Here is a 20950-nt window from a genome sequence, read left to right on the forward strand (position 1 = left end):
AAACCACGGCCCCGAGGGGCCGTGGTTCCTGTTGCAGATGACAGCGCGATGGATCAGAAGCGCTGCTGGTACTTCATGTACATGAAGCGTCCGATGTCGTAGCCACCGTAGTAGGAGAACGACGAGTTCGGCTTGCTGTACATCACCGGGCCTTCCTTGCCGAACACGTTGTTGGCGCCCACCGACACGGTGGCGTCCCACGGCAGGTTGTAGCGGAACTGCACGTCATGGAAGGTCACTGCACCGCGCTCGTTGTAGGCGGTCGGCGCCTTCAGCCACGGCGCCAGGAAGGTCGGATCGGAGCATTCGTCCGGATACAGGCTGGCATTGGCGCAGCGCTCCTTCACGCCGGAGTAGTAGCGCGCCGTCCAGCTGACGCCGAAGTCGCCCACATCCCAGCCCAGCACCAGGTTCGAGCGCACGCGGAAGGCGAGGCTGGTGGCGGTGCCGATGGTGTTGGCAACGCCGTTGATCGGCGTGATCGCATCGCGGACATCGTTGGTGGAGCGATAGACGTTCTTGCTGACATAGGTACTGGTCCAGCCTGCGCTCAGCTTGCCGTAGCCGGTGTCGACGCGGTAGCTGACATCCAGGTCGTAACCTTCGGTCTCGGCGAAGCCGGCGTTGCGGTTGCCGAACTTCAGGCCGGTGACGATGCCGTTGGACGGGTCGCGGGTGAAGCGGCTGCAGCGTGCTTCGATGCCCTGCTCATAGCAGTCCTTCAGGATCTGGTTCGGGCTGTCACCGACGATGGTGTTGTCGATGCGGATCTTCCACCAGTCCAGCGCGACGTTGAAGTTGCTGATGAAGGTCGGGCTCCACACCACGCCCAGCGTCTTGCTGGTGGAGGTTTCCGGAACCAGCAGCGGATTGGAACCGGACACGAACGGCGTCGGGGTTGCATCCTGCGCCGTGGTCACCGGGACATTGCCCTGCTTCAGCTGGCGGAAGTTGGCGGCATCAGCGATGTCACGTGCACAGCGGGCGCGGACTTCGGCACTGCTCTTGGACGAGCCGAACTGCGTGTCGCACGGATCGCTGAACTGCGCGAAGGTTTCCGAACCGCCACCGTACAGGTCGTTGATGGTCGGGGCGCGGAAGCCTTCGGCCCAGGTACCGCGGACCAGCAGCTGGTCGATCGGCTTCCACTTGAAGCCGAACTTGCTGTTGAGGGTATTGCCGAAGGTGTTGTACTTGGAGAAGCGGGTGGCGGCATTGAAGCTCAGTTCGCGCGCGCCGGGCAGGTCGGCCAGCACCGGTACGTTGAGCTCCAGGTAGGCTTCCTTCACGTTGTAGCTGCCACCGGTCGGGCCGGCGGCCAGGTTGGTGGTGGCGCCGGTCTGGGCCAGGGCATCGGGGGTGTAGCGCCCGTCTTCCTTGCGGCTTTCCACGCCGAAGGCGAAGCCCAGGTCGCCGGCCGGCAGGGTCATGATGCTGCCGGACAGGTTGGCGAACGCGTTCTTGGTGGTGGTCCGGCCGGTGGTCCGCTCGGCCGGGAACAGCCACGCCATCAGTTCTTCATTGCCGGTCAGCCCGTTCGGATCGTTCCTGCCGTAGGGCACCAGCGGATTCCACGGCTTGCAGCCGTCGATCACCGCACCCGGGCGGCCGCACATCACCTTGCCGGTGGCCGGATCCAGGAACGACGGACCCACGGCGTCACGCACGCGCTTCTTGTGCAGGTTGCCGGTAGCGGTGGCGGTCAGCTCGTTGCGGTTGTACTGGTAGCCCACATCCCAGTCGAAGTAGCGCTGGCCGATCTCGAAGGTGCCATCCAGCGACACGACCGCACGGTAGGTCTTCAGTTCGCTGGTGCTTACACGCGGAATTTCCCAGGTACGGCGGTTCCACGCGATGTCGGTCGGCCGGGCATAGCCGTGCTGGTTGCCGAACGGGTTGAAGTAGCTGTCCTTGGACATCAGGCCGGTGGCGGTCGGGTCACCCGAGATCGACACCGAGCTGGACTGCAGGGGGTAGCCTGCGATCTGGCGCTCGGCGGAACGCTTGTTGTAGCCGAATTCGGTGCGCAGGTTGACCTGGTCGGTGATCTTGAAGCGGCCGTCGAAGTACACCGAATCACGCTTGAGCGGATACATCACGTGCATCTGCTCGTTGGCGTTGCTGACGTCGCCGGTGAACGGCGTCGCGTCGGTCAGGTGGTAATTGGCCGGGTTGGTCGGGTCAGCGCCGCGGTTGAGCGAGTAGCCGCAACCCTGGCTGGTGTTGGTGCAGCCCGGGCCACCCTTCAGGCCGGTGAACTGGCCCCACTGGCTCAGCGTGGTCCAGTTGGAGGGATCGTTCGGGTGGCGGTCGCTCACGCCGTACTTGCTGAACCAGCGGTCCTTGGCCCAGACGCTCTTTTCCTCGGAGTGTTCCAGTGCCAGGGTCAGCGACACGCGGTCATTGCTCCAGCCGCCGACCACGTCGAAGCGGTCACGGGCGCCATCGCCTTCGCTGTACTGGCCGTGGTAGACGTTGGCGGTCACGCCGTTGACGTTGGAACGGGTGATGATGTTGATCACGCCGGCCATCGCGTCGGAACCGTAGATGGCCGAAGCGCCATCCTTCAGCACTTCGATGCGCTCCACTGCCGACACCGGCAGCGACGACACGTCCTGGTAGCCGGAGGTGCTGATGCCCAGGCGCTTGCCGTTGACCAGCACCAGGGTGCGCTGTGCGCCCAGGTTGCGCATGTCGATGTAGGTGCCGCCGGTGTTCTCGCCCGCGCTCAGCGCGTTGGCGCGGCTGATGGCCGGGCTGCCCATCGCGGTGACGTTCTGCAGGATGTCGGCCACCGAGCTGAAGCCCTGGCGCTCGATCTCGACGCGGGTCAGCGCCAGCACCGGCTGGGAGGTTTCCACATCGACCTGGCGGATGCGCGAACCGGTGATCTCGATGCGATCCAGATTGGTCGGCGAGGCGCCGCCAGCATCCTGGGCGAACGCCGGCACGACGGCCAGGGCGGTGGTCGTCACCAGGGCGTGGGCAATCGCCTTGCCCAACACGGTACGTGAAGTCATTACGTTCTCTCTCTCTCAAAGACGTACGGAGATGCCCAAGGAAGGCATCCAATGGCCCAGCCGAACTGCGCCGGTGCTCCGATACTAGTCTCGGTAGTTAAGAGGTTGTAAAGAACTTATGTCGAAATATTTCCTCCCATGTCATCGACGTGATGGATATGTGAGGAAAAACGGGAACTTGCGACGGAACTGCCCGTCGCACCTGGGAAGGTGATGTTGCGGCGCAGCGCAAATTGGCGCGTGGGACGGGCGTCGTCCCGGCAGGATCAGGCCACGAACGGACGGAACTGGATGCCCAGCCCGGCGATGCCGTCGGTCTCGCCGATCAGGTCGGCGCGCAGCAACGGGCGGGCATCGATGAATGCCTGCGGCACGATCAGCGACAGCCGGTTGTCGTCGGCGGTCAGTTCCAGCGCTGGCAGCGGGGCGTCCTCGTGCGCGCGGTTGAGCAGCACCGCCAGGCGCAACAGGGCGGCCAGCCGACGTGCGGTCAGCAGCAGGCGCTCGGGCAGGGCATCGAAGGCGGTCTTGGTGATGCTGCGGCGGTGGCTGCGCACGAGCGCGGCCAGCATCTGCTGTTCCTGCCGCGAGAAACCAGCGATGTCCGAGTGTTCCAGCACGTAGCTGCCGTGCACGTGGTAGCCGCTGTGCGCGATCATCAGGCCCAGCTCGTGCAGGCGTGCAGCCCAACCCAGCATGCGGGCATCGTCGGCATCCAGTTTCCAGTGTTCCTGCACCTGCTCCAGCAGTGACAGTGCGGTCTCCTGCACGCGGTCGGCCTGCGTCATGTCGATGCCATAGCGCTGGCTGAGCGCGGCCACCGATTCGTCACGCAGGTCGTTCTCGCCGGCACGGCCGACGATGTCATACAGGATGCCTTCGCGCATCGCCGCCTTGCTGACCAGCAGCTTCTGCAGGCCCAGAGCCTGGAAGGCCGCTTCCAGCACCAGGATGCCGCCGGCGATGATCGGACGTCGGTCGCTGGACAGGCCCGGCAACTGGATGTCGTCGATCTTCTTGGCTTTCAGCAGTTCGTCGCGCAGCTGTGGCAGGGCTTCGGCGGTGATCGCGCCCTTGCTCAGCTTCATCGTCGCGCAGATCTCGCTGATCGCCTTGTGCGTGCCCGAAGAACCCAGTGCTTCCTGCCAGCCCAGCGCACGGTACTTGCTGGCGAAGGGCTGGAACTCGCGGCCGATCTCGGCCAGCGCGTCCTTCCAGCGCTTCTTGCTCAGCTTGCCGCCCGGGAAGAATCGGCGGGTGCTGGCGATGCAGCCGGCCTGCAGGCTTTCGCGCTCGAGGGTCTGCATGCCCATGCCGATGATGAATTCGGTGGAGCCGCCGCCGATGTCGATCACCAGCCGGCGCTGGCCGGGCTTGGGCGGTTGTGCATGGGCGACACCGAGGTAGATCAGGCGCGCTTCTTCGCGACCGCTGACCACTTCGATGGCGTGCCCCAAAGCGGTCTCGGCCGGGACCAGGAACGACTGCGGCGAGCGCAGCTGGCGCACGGTGTTGGTGGCCAGTGCGCGCACCCGGTGCGGTGGCACGTTGCGGATGCGCTGGCCGAAGCGGGCCAGGCACTCCAGCGCGCGTTGGCGGGCCGCCGCGGAGAGTCCGCCCTTGCCATCCAGCCCGTCGGCCATCCGCACCGTCTCGCGCAGGCGGTCGATCACCCGCAGCTGGCCGAGCGTGTAGCGCGCGATGACCATGTGGAAACTATTGGAGCCAAGGTCGATGGCGGCCAGCAGGTCGCCATCCTGCAATGCGGGCGGAGTCGTGGTGGTATGCGGCATGGACGAATGTTAGCCGAAGGAGCGGTGTGCTCGTCACCGCGCGGCCTTCACATTTTGGAAGAGGAGAGTGCGGCAGGGCTGCGCCCTGCACCTGCCGAATCAACGGCAACGGCAAAAGCGGGCTATCCGTGGGATGTCGGGGTGGGTCCGGCTGCGGGGGACGGCGCAAGTACGTCCATGTAGCCTCGGTCGCGCCATCCATGGCGCTCACGCCCCCGCAACCGGACCCACCCCGCCTTCGACAGATTTCTGCGATCTGCCGGGACGGCGTTCCGCGCGGCTGTTGGTGGGTGTCGACCTGGGTCGACACACCGGGTTACAGCCCCTGCATCAATGCCATCTGCGCAGAATGCGGGGCTTCGTCGTGGGCCGGGGCACGTTTGTGGTAGATGCCCTCGGCGTCCAGTTCCCAGGCATTGAGGTTGTCATCCAGGTAGTTCTGCAGGACCTCGCGGTACACCCGCTTGACCAGTTCCGGATCGAGGATCGGGAAGCAGGTCTCGACCCGGCGCAGCAGGTTGCGCTCAAGCCAGTCGGCGCTGGCGCAGTACATTTCCGGCGCACCATCGTTGCCGAACCAGTAGACGCGGCTGTGCTCGAGGAATCGACCGACGATCGAGCGCACCCGGATGTTGTCCGAGATACCCGGCACGCCCGGGCGCAGGGTGCAGGCGCCACGGATGATCAGGTCGATCTGCACGCCGGCCTGCGAGGCGGCATACAGCGCGCGCACCACCTGCGGTTCGTTCAGTGCGTTCATCTTGGCGATGATCCGCGCCGGACGGCCCGTGGCGGCGATGCGGGTTTCGCGCTCGATGCGGCCGAGGATGCCGGTGTGCAGGGTGAAGGGCGACTGCAGCAGGCGTTTGAGCTTCATCTTCGACGCCAGGCCGGACAGCTGCTGGAACAGCAGGTGCACATCGTTGCCGATGTCCGCATCGGCGGTGATCAGGCTGATGTCGGTGTAAGCACGGGCGGTGCCGCTGTGGTAGTTGCCGGTGCCCAGGTGCACATAGCGGCGCAGCTTGCGGCCCTCGCGGCGAACGATCAGCAGCATCTTGGCGTGGGTCTTGTAGCCGACCACGCCGTACACCACCTGCACGCCGGCTTCCTGCAGGCGATCGGCCAGGCCCAGGTTGGCCTCTTCGTCGAAGCGCGCACGCAGCTCGACCACCACGGTCACATCCTTGCCGTTGCGCGCGGCCTGGATCAATGCGTCGACGATCAGCGAATCCTTGCCGGTGCGGTACAGGGTCTGCTTGATCGCCAGCACGTTCGGATCAACCGCCGCCTGCCGGATCAGGTCCAGCACTGCGGTGAAGGCATCGAAGGGGTGATGCAGCAGCAGGTCATGTCGCGCAACGGTCTCGAAGATGCCATCGCTGTCGCGCAGCGTGCGCGGGGTCATCGGCGGGTACTTCAGGTCCGGCTGTGCGATCAGGTCGTACAGCTGGATGATGCGGTTGAGATTGACCGGGCCGTCGATGCGGTACACCGCGTTCTCGGTCAGGCCGAAATTCTGCAGCAGGGTGCGCACGATGTCGCGCGGCATGTCATGGGCGATCTCCAGGCGCACCGCCGGCCGGTAGCCGCGATCGACCAGCTCGTCACGCAGTGCCAGCGCCAGGTTCTCCACTTCTTCCTCGTCCACCACCAGCTCGGAATTGCGGGTGACGCGGAACTGGTAGGCGCCCAGGACTTCCATGCCCGGGAACAGTTCATCGACGAAGGTCGACAGCACCGAAGACAGGAACACGAAGTTCTGCGGGCCGCCAAGCTTTTCGGGCAGCTGGATGATGCGCGGCAGCGAGCGTGGCGCGCGCACGATGGCCAGGTGGCCGGCGCGGCCGAACGCATCGGTGCCCTTCAGCACCACCACGATGTTCAGCGATTTGTTGAGGATCTTCGGGAACGGATGCACCGGGTCCAGGCCCAGCGGCGACAGCACCGGCATGATCTCGTTGCGGAAGTACGCGCGCAGCCAGCGCTTCTGGCGGTGGTTCCAGGACTGGCGGCCGAGCACGCCGATGCCGGCCTCCGCCAGCGCCGGGCGCAGGGTCTCGTTCCAGCAGCGGTACTGCTGGTCCACCAGCTCGGCGGCGCGGTCATGGATGGCGGTGAGGATGGTCTGCGGGCTCATGCCGTCCGGCGCCGGTGGCAGGCCGAACTCCTGCGCGTGGCGCACGGCGGCGGCGCGGATCTCGAAGAATTCATCAAGGTTGGTGCAGGAGATGCACATGAAGCGCAGGCGCTCCAGCAGCGGTACCTGCGGGTCCATGGCCTGCGCCAGCACGCGGAAGTTGAAATCCAGCTGCGACAGTTCGCGGTTGATGTAGAGCGCCGGATCACGCAGCGGATCATTGTCCGGGCTCACGGGGAGGGGGAGGGATCCGAGGCTGCTCATGGCGTCATTCTTCGATGGAAGTCAGGGGGGCGGACTCGCGCGGGCGCACGTGGTCGGCATCGAAATGGCAGGAGAACACCGAGCCCTTGCCGACCTCGCTTTCAATCTCCAGCCGCGCGTGGTGCAGGCCGAGGATGTGCTTGACGATGGACAGGCCCAGGCCGGTTCCGCCGCTTTCGCGGGAACGGCTGCTGGAGACGCGGTAGAAACGTTCGGTCAGGCGCGGCAGATGCGTGGCCGGGATGCCGTAGCCGGAATCACGCACGGCCAACACCGCGCCATCGCCTTCGCGGCGGAACTCGACGGCGATGCGGCCGCCGGCCGGGGTATAGCGCACCGCATTGGTGACCAGGTTGGAAAACGCGCTGTGCAGTTCCTTGGTCGAGCCCTGCAGGTCCACGCCAGCCAGGTCGTCGATGCTGATCTGGTGGCGGCCCTGGCTGTGTGCTTCGGCTTCGCGGCGCAGGGTGGCCAGCATCGGCTGCATGGCCACGGTCTCGTCCTCGCTGTGCTCCTGCGATTCCAGCCGCGACAGGGTCAGCAGGTCTTCCACCAGCTGGGCCATGCGCTGGCTCTGCTTGCGCATTTCCTCCAGCATCGGCCCGGTGCCGGGGAAATCGTCCGGGTCCATCATGTCCAGGTAGCCGTGGACCACGGTGAGCGGCGTGCGCAGTTCGTGCGAAACGTTGGCCACGAAGTCACGGCGGACCTGTTCCAGGCGCAGCAGCTTGCTGACGTCGCGGGCGATCAGCAGCCAGTAGTCCGACGAATAGGGAATCAGGCGCAGGTTGAGGCGGATCGCCGGATCAACCGGCGAGGGCACGTCCAGGATCGGTTCGGCATTGCGGCCACCGGCCAGCCAGTGGGCAAGCGGCATCGGCTGCAGCCGTTCGACCAGCGCTTCGCCGAGGTCACCGGGATGGTGCAGGCCAAGCAGCGCGGTGGCCGCTTCGTTGAACCACTGCACGCGCTGGCTGTTGCGGTCCAGCACCACCACCGCATCGGGCAGTGCGGCGGCTGCCGCACGGTAGCTGCGCAGCATGTCCAGCAGGCGGCGCTTGCGCACGCGCATTTCCACCTGGTTGCGGTACAGCAGGCGGTCCAGTTCGTTCCAGACGCCGGTGCCTTCGTCGGCGGTGTCCCAGCGCTGGCGCGCGGTCAGGCGGCGCAGCACGCTGCGCAGGCGCCAGTAATGCCAGGCCAGGGTAGCCAGCGCGCCCAGTGCGATGCACAGCCACAGATGGCCCGAGAACCACCCCACCAGTCCGGCGAACAGCAGTACCGCGGCGACGGTGGCCAGGGTCTTCAACCAGGCAGAGCGGATGTGGCGGGGCATTGCGATCTCGTCGTTGAGGTGCGGCGGTTCACTGGGGTGAACCGAGGGTTATAGCAGAGTTGCCGGCACCGGCACCCGCGGGTGCGCGGTGCCGGCACGACGAGGCTCAGGTTGCAGTAGAGAAGCGGTAGCCGGCGCCGCGCACGGTCTGCACCATGTTCTCGGCGTTGAACGGTTCCAGCGTCTTGCGCAGGCGGCGGATATGCACGTCGATGGTGCGCTCCTCCACGTACACGCTGCCACCCCAGACATGGTCCAGCAGCTGGGCGCGGGTGTAGACGCGCTCGGGGTGGGTCATGAAGAAGTGCAGCAGGCGGTATTCGGTCGGGCCGATCGGCACCGGCTGGTCGTTGGCGAACACGCGATGGGCGGCGCCATCGATGCGGATCGGGCCGACCGCCACGCTGCCGTCCTCGTCGTCCTCGCGCGCGCGGCGCATCACCGCACGGATGCGGGCCAGCAGTTCGCGCGCCGAGAACGGCTTGACCACGTAGTCGTCGACACCGGCTTCAAGCCCGCCGACGCGATCGTTCTCTTCGCCGCGGGCGGTCAGCATGATGATCGGCACTTCGCGGGTCAGCGTTTCCTTGCGCCAGCGGCGGGCCAGGTCCAGGCCACTGGTACCGGGCAGCATCCAGTCCAGCAGGATCAGGTCGGGCACGCGGTCGGCGATCGCGGTCTGCGCCTCGCGGGCATCGCCGGCGTGGACAGGTTCGTAGTCGCCCTTGCGCAGGGCGAAGGCGACCATTTCACGGATCGCGGGCTCGTCATCGACGATCAGGATGCGTTTCTGCACGAGGACACCGTAGGGCTCGGTTACTGGAGTGGTGCCAGTAGACTACGGTTTGATGACATGTTTGTGACTACCTGGCCGGAACCGGCCTGGATTGCCATCGGTCGGTCATGCGGCGCTCAGCGGCGGTCGAGGTCGGGGTCCTGCACGCCCTGGCGGCGCAGTTCCAGCACGGTGGGGGTGATCGCTTCGATGCGCGCGTCCACCCGTGCCCGCCCGACATAATCCAGCGCCGGGTTGCGCTTGAGCGCCTGCAACTGGATCAGCGACTGCTCCGGACGACCGCTGAGGAAGGCGGCCTCGGCATAGGCCTCGCTGGCGCGCACGCTGTCACCGGCCAGTTCGCTGGCGCGGGCGTATCGCTGCTGGAAGACCGGATCGTTACCGCTTTGCGACAACAGCGGCCGCAGCATGGCCTGCGCGCGCTGGCCGGCCTCGCGGCTGCCCTGTTCGTTCAGGATCTCGGCATAGGTCAGGGCCACCGGGCGGCTGTTGGGGTGCTCGCGCAGCAGCTGTTCGAAGCGGCTGTTGGCCTGGGCGGCCTGGCCGGCGCGCGATTCGGCCTCGCCCAGCCCCAGCGCCAGCCACAGGTTGTCCGGGCGGGTCTGCAGCAGGGTGGCCAGGGTCTGCCGGGCCTGCCCGGCACCGGCGCGGCCGCCGCGCATGACGGCCAGGGCCTGGCCATAGCGCTGGGCGTCGTTCAGGCCATCCTTCTGGCGCTTGGCCATGTCGGCGTATTCGCGCTCCAGTTCGGCGGTGGAGTCGGCGCTGAGCACCCGCAGGCGCTCGCGTGCCCAGTCGAAGTCGCCGCTGGCACCGCGGCTGAGCTGGCCGATCGGGATGCGCAGCACGCTGCTGGGCAGCAGCGGATTGTTGCCGCGCAGCAGCGGTTCGGCCAGGCTGGGGTCGGCCGGGTCCACCCGCTCCCTGCGTTCGCCGCTGGGGGTGCTGGTGGTCAGCAGCACCGTGTCCTTCTTCATCTGCTCGGCACGGGCCTTGGCTTCGCTGATGCGGGTGATGTTGACCGGGTGGGTGCGCAGGAACTCCGGCACGCTGTAGCCGCCTTCGTTGCCGCGCATCGCCGCCGCCATCCGCTCGAAGAAGCCGGCCATGGCGTCCACGTCGTAGCCGCTGCGGGCCAGGGTGCGGATGCCAAGGCGGTCGGCCTCGGATTCGTTGGACCGGGTGTAGTTGATCTGCCGCTGCTGCATCAGGCCCATGCCCGAGCTGATCGCGGCCATGGTCGCGTTGCCGGAGGAGGTGCTGTTGCTGGCCTGCGCGGCCACCACCGCGGCCAGCATGCCCAGCAGGATCGGGATCTGGTCGCGCTGGGCGCGCTCGACCCCACGCAGTACGTGCTGCTGGGTGACGTGGGCGATTTCATGCGACAGCACTGCCGCTACCTCGTCCTCGCGCTCGGCGGTCAATACCAGGCCGGCGTTGACCCCGATGTAGCCGCCCAGCGTGGCGAAGGCGTTGATCTGGCGATCCTTCATCACGAAGAACGTGTACGGCTGCCGCGGCTGGTCGCTGTTGGAGCCAAGCCGGGTACCCATGGTCTGCAGCCAGTCGTTGACCAGCGGATCGTCGAGCAGATAACCGTAGTTGCGCAGCTCGCGCAGCATCATCGCGCCATACTCGGCCTGGCGCGCCGGGGTCAGCAGTTCGCCGGCCGAGGAGCCGATGTCGGGCAGCTTCTCCTGGGCCTGGGCCAGCGGCATGGCCAGGGCCAGGGTGATGGCGGTAGTCAGCAGCAGGGCTCGCAAGCAGGAGGTCCTCGGGCAGGGCGCGCCCAGCGTGGCAGGGCAGGGGGCAACCATTCGTTAATCCACAGTGTTGCGGCCGTGGCGTGGAAATTCCAGCGCACCGGTACCATATATGGACCGTCGATCCATCGTGGAGTTTCCCGTGACAGCCCAGACCGCCGGCGGTGCCCCCGCCATCACCATCTATTCCACCGCCGTCTGCCCGTACTGCGTGGCCGCCAAGAACTTCCTGAAGAGCAAGGGCCAGCAGTGGACCGAGGTCCGCATCGACCTGGACCCGGCCGAGCGCGAGAAGATGATGGCGCTGACCCGCCGCACCAGCGTGCCGCAGATTTTTGTCGGCGACGTCCATGTCGGCGGTTACGACGACATGATGGCCCTGCACCGTGAAGGCAAGCTCGAGCCGCTGCTGGCCGGGCAGGGCCAGGCATGAGCGCGGCCGACGACGGCAGCAAGGACCGCATCGCCGAGTTCACCGACTTCCGCAAGCGCATGAACGAGCGCATCCTGGGCGAACCGAACCAGGTGGTGCGCCGCTTCTTCGCGCTGGATACGCAGACCTACCAGGCCGGCGCGCTGGACGTGAAGACCAAGGAACTGCTGGGCCTGGTGGCCTCGATGGTGCTGCGCTGCGACGACTGCATCAGCTACCACGTGGCCCAGTGCAAGGACGCCGGGGTGACCCGTGAAGAGTTCTTCGAGACCTTCTCGGTCGGCCTGGTGGTCGGCGGCTCGATCGTGATCCCGCACCTGCGCCGCGCGGTCGATTTCCTCGACCAGCTCGAAGGCGGCGCCGCCGCCCCGGCAGCGCACGAACACTGAAGGAAGTGCCGGCCCTGGCCGGCATCGCCTGAACCCGACATGGCCGAAGTTGCCGGCCAGCGGCCGGCACTACCGAGAGCGCGCGCGGGGCCTCCCCCGCGATCCAGCAGCCAAGGAGCCCCTTCTTGTTGAAGGGGCGCGCCGACAGGCGGGGGTAGAGGAAGAATGCGCGGGCAATTATGCCTTTGCCGGGGTCAGGACCATGGTCTACTTGGGTAGCCGGGCCCGGCTAAGGCATAATTGCCGGTGAAACTTCCTTTGCGCCGGCGTTTCCGGGCACGTCCGGACGGCGTTTTTCCCCCTGTTCGGAACATCGATCAATGACGCAGAAAATTACGGTCATCCGCGGCGACGGCATTGGCCCGGAAATCATGGATGCCACCCTGTTCGTGCTCGACCAGCTCAAGACTGGCCTGGAGTACGAAGACGCCGACGCCGGCCTGGTGGCCCTGGAAAAGCACGGCGACCTGATGCCGGCGGTGACCCTGGAATCGATCGCGCGCAACAAGGTGGCGCTGAAGAGCCCGCTGACCACCCCGGTCGGTGGTGGCTTCACCTCGATCAACGTCAGCCTGCGCCGCCACTTCGACCTGTACGCCAACGTGCGTCCGGCGCACACCTTCCCGAACACCAAGTCGCGTTTCGACAACGTTGACCTGATCACCGTTCGCGAGAACACCGAAGGTGCGTACCTGGCCGAAGGCCAGGAAGTGTCGGCCGATGGCGAGACCGCCTTCTCCGGCACCCGCATCACCCGCAAGGGCTCCGAGCGCATCGTGCGCTACGCCTTCGAGCTGGCCAAGAGCACCGGCCGCAAGAAGGTCACCGCCGTGCACAAGGCCAACATCATCAAGTCGACCTCGGGCCTGTTCCTGAACGTCGCCCGCGAAGTGGCCGCGCAGTACCCGGAGATCGAGTTCCAGGAAATGATCGTCGACAACTGCTGCATGCAGCTGGTGATGCGTCCGGAACAGTTCGACGTGATCGTCACCACCAACCTGTTCGGCGACATCATCTCCGACCTGTGTGCCGGTCTGGTTGGTGGCCTGGGCCTGGCCCCGGGTGCCAACATCGGCAAGGACGCGGCGATCTTCGAAGCCGTGCACGGCACCGCGCCGGACATCGCCGGCCAGGGCAAGGCCAATCCGTGCGCGCTGCTGCTGGCAGCCGCGCAGATGCTGGACCACGTCGGCCAGCCGGAAAATGCCGAGCGCCTGCGCAAGGCCATCGTGGCCACCATGGAAGCCAAGGACTCGCTGACCGGCGACCTGGGTGGCACCGGTACCACCATGAGCTTCGCCCAGGCCATCGCCAGCCGCCTGTAAGCGGTCGGCCAGCCTCGGTTGGACCCACAGCGGGGCGCCTTCGGGCGCCCCGTTGCGTTTCTGCGCTTCTGTAGCGTCGAGCCATGCTCGACGGCTTTTGCTTTCTTATGGGGCTCACGCGAAGAGCAGTCGAGCATGGCTCGACTCTACGAAAGTTATCTGTGCACCAGGCGCACAGATCATGTGCTTGTGAGCGGCTGGTTCGTGCGCCATCCGCTCCGCATCCTGTGCCCACTTTCCACCGCACAGGAGTCGTCCGATGAACCTCACCGCCTTTGGCCTGGCCAGCCTGATCGGCATGGCCGCCACCGCCCCGGTCGTCGCCGCCGAGCCGGCCCATCCCACCATCCGCCACATGGCTGGCGCCCCGGTCGCCGCTTCGCTGGATGCGGCCAAGACCGCCGTGCTGGTGATCGATTTCCAGAACGAGTACTTCGATGCCAAGGCCGCGCCTGGCTTTGCCGGTGGCCGCATGGTCATCCCCGATGGCGTGGCCGCGCTGCGCCAGACCCGCCGCCTGATCGACTTCGCCGATGCCAATGGCATCCGCGTCATCCACGTGCAGCATGTGCTGCCAGCAGGTGCGCCGCTGTTCGCGCAGGGCAGTGCCAATGCCGCCTTCCATCGCGACATGCAGCCGCGGGCCGGCGAGACCGTGGTGCAGAAGGACAACGTCAGCGTGTTCGCTGGCGGCTCTGCGGCAGTGATCGACACCGTGCTGAAGCAGGCGGGCATCGACACCCTGATCGTCACCGGCCTGCAGACCCATGCCTGCGTGGCCGGCGCCGCCCGCGATGCCGCCGCGGCACCGCGTGGCTACCGGGTGATCGTGTCGTCCGATGCAACGGCCAGCCGCGACCTGGACCTGGCCGGTGGCCAGCACATCGGCCATCGCGCGCTGCACGAGGCCGCGCTGGCCCAGATCGAGGACACATTCGGCGATGTCATGACCACTGACGCGATCCTGGCGCTGCCGGTGCGCAAGGCCGGCGGCGGCGCTTGATAAGCTGGCAGGGCCCGCACATCGCGGGTCCTGCCAACCGGAGCCGCCCGCTGATGGATCAATTCGCCGCCCTGCGCGCGCTGCGTGCCATCGTCGATGCGGGCAGCTTCACCGCTGCCGCCGAGCGATTGGGGACGACCCATTCGGCCATGTCGCGGCAACTGCGGCAGCTGGAAGAACACCTGCAGGTACGCCTGCTGGACCGCAACAGCCGCCGGCTGTCACTGACCGAAGCCGGACGTGGCTACTACCGCCAGGCGGCATCATTGCTCGATCGCCTGCAGGAAGCGGATGACCAGGCACGTGCCGGACAGGCTCAACCCAGTGGCATCGTACGCATCAGCGTGCCGCAGGTGGTGGCCAGCCAGGAGTTGCCGCATTGGCTGCCGTCGTTCCTGCAGCGCTACCCGCAGGTGGCGCTGGATCTTTCCGCCGATGATCAGCTGGTCGATGTGGTGGGCGGTGGTTTCGATCTTGCGCTGCGCATCGCACCGTCATTGCCGGACAGCCAGCTGGTTGCACGCGAGTTGGCCAGCTGCCCGCGCATCCTAGTGGCCGCGCCTGGCTATCTGGCGCGCCACGGACTGCCTCGGCAGGCGTCGGATCTCGCGCAGCACCTGTTGCTGGGTTTCAGTCCCACACCGGCGTTGCCGCCCTGGCAACTGCACGGACCGCGCGGTGCCACCGCGAGCATCGAGGCCGGGCAGCGCCTGCGCGTGGATGCCACGCCGGCGCTGTACGCCGCCGCGCTGGGCAGCATGGGCATCAGTCTGTTCACTGCGCTGACCGTGCAGGAGGACCTGCGCGCCGGTCGTTTGATCCGGGTGCTGCCGGCCTGGCACGCCGGACAGCGCCGCTACTTCGCGCTGTATCCGCATGCGCGTGCACTGGCGCCGAAGGTGCGTGCGCTGGTCGAGCATCTCGCAGCGCACTACGCTGCGCAGAGTGGCGCGGCTGGGTAGCCGTGCAACCGCAACCGAGGTGGTGATGGAGTCGGTCTATCTGCTGGTTGCGCTCGGCGCGATCGTCGCCGGATTCGTGCAGGGCCTGTCGGGTTTCGCGTTCGGCATGGTGGCGATGTCGTTCTGGGCGTGGGGGCTGGAGCCGCGACTGGCGGCGACGCTGTCGGTATTCGGCGCGCTGGTCGGCCAGCTGGTCGCGGTGTTCACCGTGCGCCGCGGATTCAACCTGCGTCTGCTGCTGCCATTCGTGCTGGGCGGTCTGGCGGGCATCCCGCTGGGCGTGATGGTGCTGCCACAGCTGGACATGGAGTGGTTCAAGGCGCTGCTGGGGGGCTTCCTGGCGCTGTGGTGCCCGGTGATGCTGATGGCACGGTCGTTGCCGCCGATCCGCGTCGGCGGTCGCCTGGGTGACGCGATCGCCGGCATGGCCGGTGGTGTGCTCAGCGGCATCGGTGGATTCGCCGGGCCCGTGCCGACGTTGTGGAGCACGCTGCGTGGTTTCGGCAAGGATGAGCAGCGCGCGGTCATCCAGAACTTCAACCTGGCGATGCTGGCGGTGACCATGGCCACCTATGTCGGCAGTGGCCTGGTGAACCGGCAGATGCTGCCGTATTTCGCCATCGTGGCGCCGGCCATGCTGGTGCCGGCCCTGCTCGGTGCGCGGGTCTACATCGGCATCAGCGAGGCGCGCTTCCGCCAGCTCGTGCTGAGTCTGCTGACCGCGTCGGGCATCGCGCTGCTGGCCTCATCGCTTCCGGCGCTGCTGGCGCGCTGATGCGTCAAAGGAAAAGGGCGCCACCCGGGCGCCCTTTGTCGTTTACGGCATGGCGTGGCTCAGCGCTGCTGGATCTTCGACAGCAGGCGCAGGAATTCGATGTACAGCCAGACCAGGGTCACCATCAGGCCGAATGCGCCATACCACTCCATGTACTTCGGCGCGCGCTGGGCCACGCCCGTCTCGATGAAGTCGAAGTCCAGCACCAGGTTCAGTGCTGCGACCACCACCACGAACAGGCTGAAGGCGATGCCCAGCCAGCTGGAGTCGTGGATCACCGGGACGTTGATGTTGAAGAAGCCCAGTACGAACGAGGCCAGGTAGAGCAGGGCGATGCCGCCGGTGGCAGCCACCACGCCCATCTTGAAGTTCTCGGTGGCCTTGATCACGCCGCTGCGGTACGCGAACAGCAGCGCGGCCAGCGTGCCGAAGGTCAGCAGCACGGCCTGGAACACGATGCCCGGGTACTTCATGTTGAACAGCGCCGAGACGGCGCCCAGGAACAGGCCCTCGACCAGCGCGTACATCGGTGCGGTGACCGGCGACCATTCCTTCTTGAAGATGGTGATCAGCGCCAGCACCAGCCCGCCGATCGCGCCGCCCATGGCATACAGCTTGGCTGCGCCCATGACCTCGCCGTACTCGTTGACGGACTGGTTCCAGGCAAAGGCTGCGGTCAGCACGGCCAGCAGCAGCAGGATGCCGGTCTTGTTGGCGGTGCCGTTGAGGGTCATCACCTGGCCGGGGCTGGTCACCACCGAGCCGCTGGCGAGGTCGAGGAAGGTCGACTCGGAAAGAGCCGGGTTGCCGCTGCGCATGCGTGTTCTCCGTGCGAATGAGGGTCGGGACGGCCATCCGGCCGATGTCCGCGAGCATAGCCGATGGACATGCAGGGCGCCGTGGCGGATTCATGATCGGTCGCGCCTGCGTTGACAGTTCGCGATGCGCTTGGCGACAATGAACGACTCCCCGGGTCTGGCCCGAGGGGATTGCAAGACCGGGGTATAGCGCAGTCTGGTAGCGCGCCTGCTTTGGGAGCAGGATGTCGGGGGTTCGAATCCCTCTACCCCGACCAATCCCACGCCACGTCGGATTGGACATCGTTCCGGTTCGGGCGCCCGTAGCTCAACTGGATAGAGCACCGGCCTTCTAAGCCGGCGGTTACAGGTTCGATTCCTGTCGGGCGCGCCATTGGCGAGGCACCGGGGTCGTATCGGCAGATGTGAAGAAGTGCTTGCAAAAGCCCACAGACTCCACCAGAATATCGGACTCGCTTCGGCGGACCGGAACTTCGGTGACAGTCTCCAGGCAAAGGTTTGAGTTCCAGCGTCAGTGGTATCGGCGAGGGAGCAAAAGTTTCAGTGGTGGCTGTAGCTCAGTTGGTTAGAGTACCGGATTGTGATTCCGGTGGTCGGGGGTTCGAATCCCCTCAGCCACCCCACTGTTTTCTTACTACCGTCGCTAAGTTACTGAAAAGTAAGCTGGCGACGGTCAGTTTTGGTACTACAATCCCTCGTTGGCAATCAATCCCTGTCTCGGAACGTCACCTGTGGGCGTCACCTGCGGCGCAGCCCGCAATTGCTCCAGCGCAGACTTGCCGATGAGCGCCTGTTCGGCCAGCACCTTCGCGTAGGTCTCCGACGTGGTGCGGATGTCCCGATGCCCCAGCCACTCCTGCACGAGCTTGATGTTGCCGGTCGCCAGCAGCAGCCGGGTGGCGCAGGTGTGCCGCAGCGAGTGGATCACGCACTCCTTCTCCTTGGCGAGATGCGTCCCCTTTCGCGCACGATTCCAGAGCTTGTTGGCGCGGGTCTTGTTGAGCGTGGAGAAGGGGCCGGTCTGCTCCTTGCCTGCCGCCCTGCGCCGCCGCTGGACCACTTCCGAGGCGCGGGAGGTCAACGGGATGGTGCGCTGCCGGCCGCCTTTCAGTTCCCCGTGACGCCAGAAGCGAACGGCGGTCGGCGGGGTTCCCACCAGGTCGCTCCAGCGCAGGTTGAATGCCTGGCTCAGGCGGCAGCCCACGTCGGCCAGGAACACGAACAGGTCGTGGTAGTCCTTACCGTCGCGCGTCCGCGGCCGACCGCCGTACTCGGGGTCGGGCAGGATGTCCCACGCGAGCACGCGGGAGAGGATCAGCTCCTCGTCCTCAATGGTCAGGGTGAACTGGCGCGCGTTGTCGCGCTCGTCGCTCGGCCGGTACTCCGGGATGGCGGCCAGCATGCGCCCGGCCTTCGCCTCGCGGCGCAGGACGGCCATCAGGGCGTGCATCTTGCGGTTGATGGTCGCCGGAGCAGCTCCCTCGGCCTCCATCTTGGTCACCATCGCGTCCACTGCGGCCTGGGTGATGTCGTTGATGGGCGTGTCCTCGCCCAGGAAGCCCTGGACGATCTTGCAGTTGGTGCGGACGGTCTCGATGGACTTGAGCTTGCCCCAAAAGTTGCGGTCGTCCAGGGCGTCATCCATCGCGTCCTTGAGGGTGCGCTGCCGGGCCTTGGCTTTCGCCACGGCCATCTGCGCCGACCGGGACTTGCCCCGGATGAGTTCGCGCAGCACGTCCTCGGAAACGTCGGGGTCGTCGCGCAGGGCGTCGAGGACCGCCTGCTCCTTGCGCTCGGCTGCCACGCGGTCGCGGGTGCCGGTGGACAAGCGCACGCGCCGGTATCCCTCCTGCACGTCGAGCATGTAGTAGCGCTTATCGGGCGCACCCGGCTTGGGCGCGGTCCCTTTGAGGCGAAGGGCCATGTGTATCTCCAAAAATGAAAAGGCCCGCACTAGGCGGGCCTCGGGGCACAACGGGGTGTTGGGGGTTAGGCGGCTGCGACGCGCGCCGTCACCTTGCGGTTGACACGTTCTGCGAGCGAAGCCAGCCAGTGCAGCGCCTTGGTCGTCGGGAAGATCAGGTTGCGCTTGCGGTAGGCGGGATCAGGGCGCTGCTCCAGGAAGTCAGGCCCCGGCTCGCGGTTACGCTTGATAGACGACAGGTCGAGCACATTGCGGCTCACTGCGGAGGGAGAGAGTCCGCCGAGGACGCGCTCAAGGTCCACCTGCTGAATGCCCGGCTCGTCCACAACGGCGAGTAGGGTGAGGATGCGGGTGGCGGTGATGTCCTCGTCGATCTCTTCCCGGAAGGCTGACAGTGCGGTTGTGAGAATGGCCGTCAGTTCTTTCTGCGAGAGATTCATGGTGCGCTCATTTTCCGTAAGGGGATGGTTCCCCCTTGGGAAACCATCAGGGTCTATCTTGGAGCCGCAATGTAAGGATTACAAGGCCCAAGCCAATGTTGATGGCATTCTTGCCAATTTTGTCCATCCAGAAACCACGCTGCCAGGGCGTGGGGGAGGGGTCGATTCCGATCTCATATCCAAAGGCTTTCACGAACAGGTCCAGGTACTTCTGCCCTGCGAAGGGGCCGTCCTGTCCCCTGCTCACGGCGTTGTAATGCGCCGCCACCCCCGGCTGCGCTCCACAAAAAGGTCTTACGTTTCAGTGTTTTAAGAACGGTAGTGCCAGCATCGCCGCCAGGGTCACAATGGCCCCGACCACGGATGCAAAAAACAGTCCTTGCCCTACGCGGACTACCGCGCTGGCTATTGTCCGTCTCACCGTACTCATAGACTGAGAACGCCCCCCTGGTCGTCTGCGGATGCGCAGCCCGACAGCATGACGCTGCCGTCGGGCAGACTACAGGCCACAATGATGGCGCGTCCGTAGGAATCAAGTACCACGGGAGAGATTGATCCCGACTGGTGCAGTGAAGTCATGGCCGCGGGGTCTCCGTTGGGGCCGCGGGTGGGACCGGATACGACACCCGCCAGCCACAGTCCTCGGGGACGACCGAGAACTGGACGCGCTCGTTGAGTAGGCCGAGCATCGCGCGGAGAGCGCCGCGCTTCTCGTTATGGTCGAAATTGATGGTCCGAATCATTCGGGCACCTCGTAGGTCCGTTCATGCAGGACCAAAACCTCCCGCTCGAATACCAAGAACGGGCCGAACTGGTGGACGCGGAGGGCCACGTTGACGATCACCAGGGTCGAGTTTGCGGTGAAATCTGCGTTACGCATATGTAAGTCTCCTGTTATGCAAGTGCTACAAATGGAACAATGAGTGCCAAATATCGAGATTGGCCTTATGATTAGGGCTGAAGGGCGTGATCGCCACTCCCGACCCCAAGGACCATTCGATGATTGACCCCCGCGTAGAAGTCGCCATTACGGCCCTTCACCTAGTCGTATGGGTGTGGACTAGCTCGGTGCCGGCGCATCGCACATACCTGTATTGGCGCAGGGTCTTGCGGAAGCGGCGTTAGCGGCTCCAGAAGTAGAAGCCGCTCACCTCAAACGCGTCACCGTTGAGCCGAATGTCGCGGCCATAGCTCTCGTAGTCGAAGTAGCGGGAGAGGGCGTCGGGCACGTCGTGAAGAAGCCTCGATTCGTCCACATAGTTCTCGGCAAAGTCGGCCCAGCTATCGAACTGGCCCGCGTAGGCTTCGTGGAACTGCTCCACGGTCACATCGTCGAGGCCCTCGTGGTCGCAGAAGGCCGTGTAGGCGGCGCGTTCGGTGTCGTTGTGCAACTCGTCCAGCCGCTCTTGCAATGCGCACAGCTTGTCCAGGTCGGGGTGCTCGCCCCAGGTATCCCCGAACACGTCGTCGTAGTCGTGGACGGCCCACTCCTCGGCGCTGGCGACCTTGCCGCTTCCGCCACACGCCGTGCATTCCGCCCCGCCGAATACTCGGGGGACGTATGTGGTTCCAGTACCGCCGCAATCCGGGCAATCAACGGTCACGTTCGGGTGCGGCGACTCGCGCAGGATGCGGGCAATCTCATCGCGCACGTCGTCGGCGTCGCGTCCCTCCAAGTTGATCCACTCGCCGTGCAGGACGCCAGCGTTATATGAGGCAAGGCAGGCAACGTATATTTGCATGGTGTGCTCCAGAAATGCGAAGGCCCG

Annotated in this window: 17 protein-coding genes and 3 tRNA genes; 9 read left to right on the top strand and 11 right to left on the bottom strand. The window is 65.9% G+C overall.

Features of this window, described 5'->3' with window-relative positions; translation table 11 throughout:
- Positions 1–53: 53 nt before the first annotated feature.
- The 6 genes from VN11_RS04305 to VN11_RS04330 all read right to left on the bottom strand — a co-directional run bounded on the left by VN11_RS04305 (position 54) and on the right by VN11_RS04330 (position 11166).
- Entirely contained in the window at positions 54–3020 is a 2967-nt protein-coding gene (locus tag VN11_RS04305) for a TonB-dependent receptor domain-containing protein (protein WP_053448906.1), read from the bottom strand.
- Between the two features lie 266 nt (positions 3021–3286).
- Positions 3287–4813 (bottom strand): exopolyphosphatase, encoded by a 1527-nt coding sequence (gene ppx, locus VN11_RS04310; protein ID WP_004154536.1) that lies wholly within the window; start codon positions 4811–4813, stop codon positions 3287–3289.
- Between the two features lie 316 nt (positions 4814–5129).
- The gene (gene ppk1 / locus VN11_RS04315) at positions 5130–7217 is read right to left on the bottom strand and encodes a polyphosphate kinase 1 (RefSeq protein WP_053448907.1); all 2088 of its coding nucleotides are present in this window, start codon (positions 7215–7217) and stop codon (positions 5130–5132) included.
- A 4-nt stretch (positions 7218–7221) separates the two neighbouring features.
- A complete protein-coding gene (phoR, locus tag VN11_RS04320) occupies positions 7222–8553 on the bottom strand; it encodes a phosphate regulon sensor histidine kinase PhoR (protein WP_008267063.1) in 1332 nt (443 codons plus the stop codon).
- Between the two features lie 106 nt (positions 8554–8659).
- On the bottom strand, positions 8660–9349 hold the full coding sequence (gene phoB / locus VN11_RS04325; RefSeq protein WP_005408258.1) for a phosphate regulon transcriptional regulator PhoB: 690 nt from the start codon (positions 9347–9349) through the stop codon (positions 8660–8662).
- Positions 9350–9465: 116 nt separating this feature from the next.
- Positions 9466–11166, bottom strand: a complete 1701-nt coding sequence (locus VN11_RS04330; RefSeq protein WP_180878948.1) for a M48 family metalloprotease — start codon at positions 11164–11166, stop codon at positions 9466–9468.
- A gap of 88 nt (positions 11167–11254) precedes the next feature.
- On the opposite strand from VN11_RS04330, the gene grxC reads away from it, so the two are divergent.
- The 6 genes from grxC (at position 11255) to VN11_RS04360 (ending at position 15999) form a co-directional block, all read left to right on the top strand.
- Positions 11255–11545, top strand: coding sequence for a glutaredoxin 3 (grxC, locus tag VN11_RS04335; protein ID WP_004154541.1), 291 nt, complete (start codon positions 11255–11257; stop codon positions 11543–11545).
- Positions 11542–11934 carry a carboxymuconolactone decarboxylase family protein gene (locus tag VN11_RS04340; RefSeq protein WP_005408260.1) on the top strand — a complete coding sequence of 131 codons (393 nt, stop codon included), beginning with the start codon at positions 11542–11544 and terminating at the stop codon, positions 11932–11934. The genes grxC and VN11_RS04340 overlap by 4 nt, the downstream gene beginning before the upstream one ends.
- A 320-nt stretch (positions 11935–12254) precedes the next feature.
- Positions 12255–13259, top strand: coding sequence for an isocitrate dehydrogenase (locus VN11_RS04345; protein ID WP_014036138.1), 1005 nt, complete (start codon positions 12255–12257; stop codon positions 13257–13259).
- 259 nt (positions 13260–13518) lie between these two features.
- Positions 13519–14262 carry a cysteine hydrolase family protein gene (locus tag VN11_RS04350; RefSeq protein ID WP_053448910.1) on the top strand — a complete coding sequence of 248 codons (744 nt, stop codon included), beginning with the start codon at positions 13519–13521 and terminating at the stop codon, positions 14260–14262.
- A gap of 53 nt (positions 14263–14315) precedes the next feature.
- Positions 14316–15224 (top strand): LysR family transcriptional regulator, encoded by a 909-nt coding sequence (locus VN11_RS04355; protein ID WP_053448911.1) that lies wholly within the window; start codon positions 14316–14318, stop codon positions 15222–15224.
- 25 nt (positions 15225–15249) lie between these two features.
- A complete protein-coding gene (locus tag VN11_RS04360) occupies positions 15250–15999 on the top strand; it encodes a sulfite exporter TauE/SafE family protein (RefSeq protein ID WP_053451249.1) in 750 nt (249 codons plus the stop codon).
- A gap of 59 nt (positions 16000–16058) precedes the next feature.
- Here VN11_RS04360 and VN11_RS04365 read toward each other — a convergent pair whose 3' ends face one another.
- Positions 16059–16817: a Bax inhibitor-1/YccA family protein gene (locus tag VN11_RS04365; RefSeq protein WP_053448912.1), complete on the bottom strand. Its 759-nt coding sequence runs from the start codon at positions 16815–16817 to the stop codon at positions 16059–16061.
- Positions 16818–16997: 180 nt separating this feature from the next.
- Between VN11_RS04365 and VN11_RS04370 the strand changes: the two genes are divergently transcribed.
- From VN11_RS04370 to VN11_RS04380, 3 genes are all read left to right on the top strand, one after another.
- Positions 16998–17074, top strand: a tRNA-Pro gene (locus VN11_RS04370).
- A 39-nt stretch (positions 17075–17113) separates the two neighbouring features.
- Positions 17114–17190, top strand: a tRNA-Arg gene (locus tag VN11_RS04375).
- A gap of 173 nt (positions 17191–17363) precedes the next feature.
- Positions 17364–17440, top strand: a tRNA-His gene (locus VN11_RS04380).
- Positions 17441–17502: 62 nt separating this feature from the next.
- Here the strand turns inward: VN11_RS04380 and VN11_RS04385 are convergent.
- The 4 genes from VN11_RS04385 to VN11_RS04400 all read right to left on the bottom strand — a co-directional run bounded on the left by VN11_RS04385 (position 17503) and on the right by VN11_RS04400 (position 20923).
- Positions 17503–18741, bottom strand: coding sequence for a tyrosine-type recombinase/integrase (locus VN11_RS04385; protein ID WP_049397878.1), 1239 nt, complete (start codon positions 18739–18741; stop codon positions 17503–17505).
- 65 nt (positions 18742–18806) lie between these two features.
- Entirely contained in the window at positions 18807–19181 is a 375-nt protein-coding gene (locus VN11_RS04390) for a hypothetical protein (protein ID WP_005412378.1), read from the bottom strand.
- Between the two features lie 739 nt (positions 19182–19920).
- Positions 19921–20061, bottom strand: coding sequence for a hypothetical protein (locus VN11_RS22460; protein ID WP_005412379.1), 141 nt, complete (start codon positions 20059–20061; stop codon positions 19921–19923).
- Between the two features lie 241 nt (positions 20062–20302).
- Positions 20303–20923 carry an antirestriction protein ArdA gene (locus VN11_RS04400; RefSeq protein WP_049397877.1) on the bottom strand — a complete coding sequence of 207 codons (621 nt, stop codon included), beginning with the start codon at positions 20921–20923 and terminating at the stop codon, positions 20303–20305.
- Positions 20924–20950: the final 27 nt, after the last annotated feature.

Source organism: Stenotrophomonas maltophilia (genome assembly GCF_001274595.1).
GTDB classification, from domain to species: domain Bacteria; phylum Pseudomonadota; class Gammaproteobacteria; order Xanthomonadales; family Xanthomonadaceae; genus Stenotrophomonas; species Stenotrophomonas forensis.

Bases quoted from the DNA above. Each gene is read 5' to 3' on its own strand.
- VN11_RS04305 (WP_053448906.1), bottom strand. From the start codon at position 3,020: ATGACTTCACGTACCGTGTTGGGCAAGGCGATTGCCCACGCCCTGGTG.
- ppx (WP_004154536.1), bottom strand. From the start codon at position 4,813: ATGCCGCATACCACCACGACTCCGCCCGCATTGCAGGATGGCGACCTG.
- ppk1 (WP_053448907.1), bottom strand. From the start codon at position 7,217: ATGAGCAGCCTCGGATCCCTCCCCCTCCCCGTGAGCCCGGACAATGAT.
- phoR (WP_008267063.1), bottom strand. From the start codon at position 8,553: ATGCCCCGCCACATCCGCTCTGCCTGGTTGAAGACCCTGGCCACCGTC.
- VN11_RS04330 (WP_180878948.1), bottom strand. From the start codon at position 11,166: ATGGTTGCCCCCTGCCCTGCCACGCTGGGCGCGCCCTGCCCGAGGACC.
- VN11_RS04340 (WP_005408260.1), top strand. From the start codon at position 11,542: ATGAGCGCGGCCGACGACGGCAGCAAGGACCGCATCGCCGAGTTCACC.
- VN11_RS04345 (WP_014036138.1), top strand. From the start codon at position 12,255: ATGACGCAGAAAATTACGGTCATCCGCGGCGACGGCATTGGCCCGGAA.
- VN11_RS04350 (WP_053448910.1), top strand. From the start codon at position 13,519: ATGAACCTCACCGCCTTTGGCCTGGCCAGCCTGATCGGCATGGCCGCC.
- VN11_RS04355 (WP_053448911.1), top strand. From the start codon at position 14,316: ATGGATCAATTCGCCGCCCTGCGCGCGCTGCGTGCCATCGTCGATGCG.
- VN11_RS04360 (WP_053451249.1), top strand. From the start codon at position 15,250: ATGGAGTCGGTCTATCTGCTGGTTGCGCTCGGCGCGATCGTCGCCGGA.
- VN11_RS04365 (WP_053448912.1), bottom strand. From the start codon at position 16,817: ATGCGCAGCGGCAACCCGGCTCTTTCCGAGTCGACCTTCCTCGACCTC.
- VN11_RS04385 (WP_049397878.1), bottom strand. From the start codon at position 18,741: ATGGCCCTTCGCCTCAAAGGGACCGCGCCCAAGCCGGGTGCGCCCGAT.
- VN11_RS04390 (WP_005412378.1), bottom strand. From the start codon at position 19,181: ATGAATCTCTCGCAGAAAGAACTGACGGCCATTCTCACAACCGCACTG.
- VN11_RS22460 (WP_005412379.1), bottom strand. From the start codon at position 20,061: ATGCGTAACGCAGATTTCACCGCAAACTCGACCCTGGTGATCGTCAAC.
- VN11_RS04400 (WP_049397877.1), bottom strand. From the start codon at position 20,923: ATGCAAATATACGTTGCCTGCCTTGCCTCATATAACGCTGGCGTCCTG.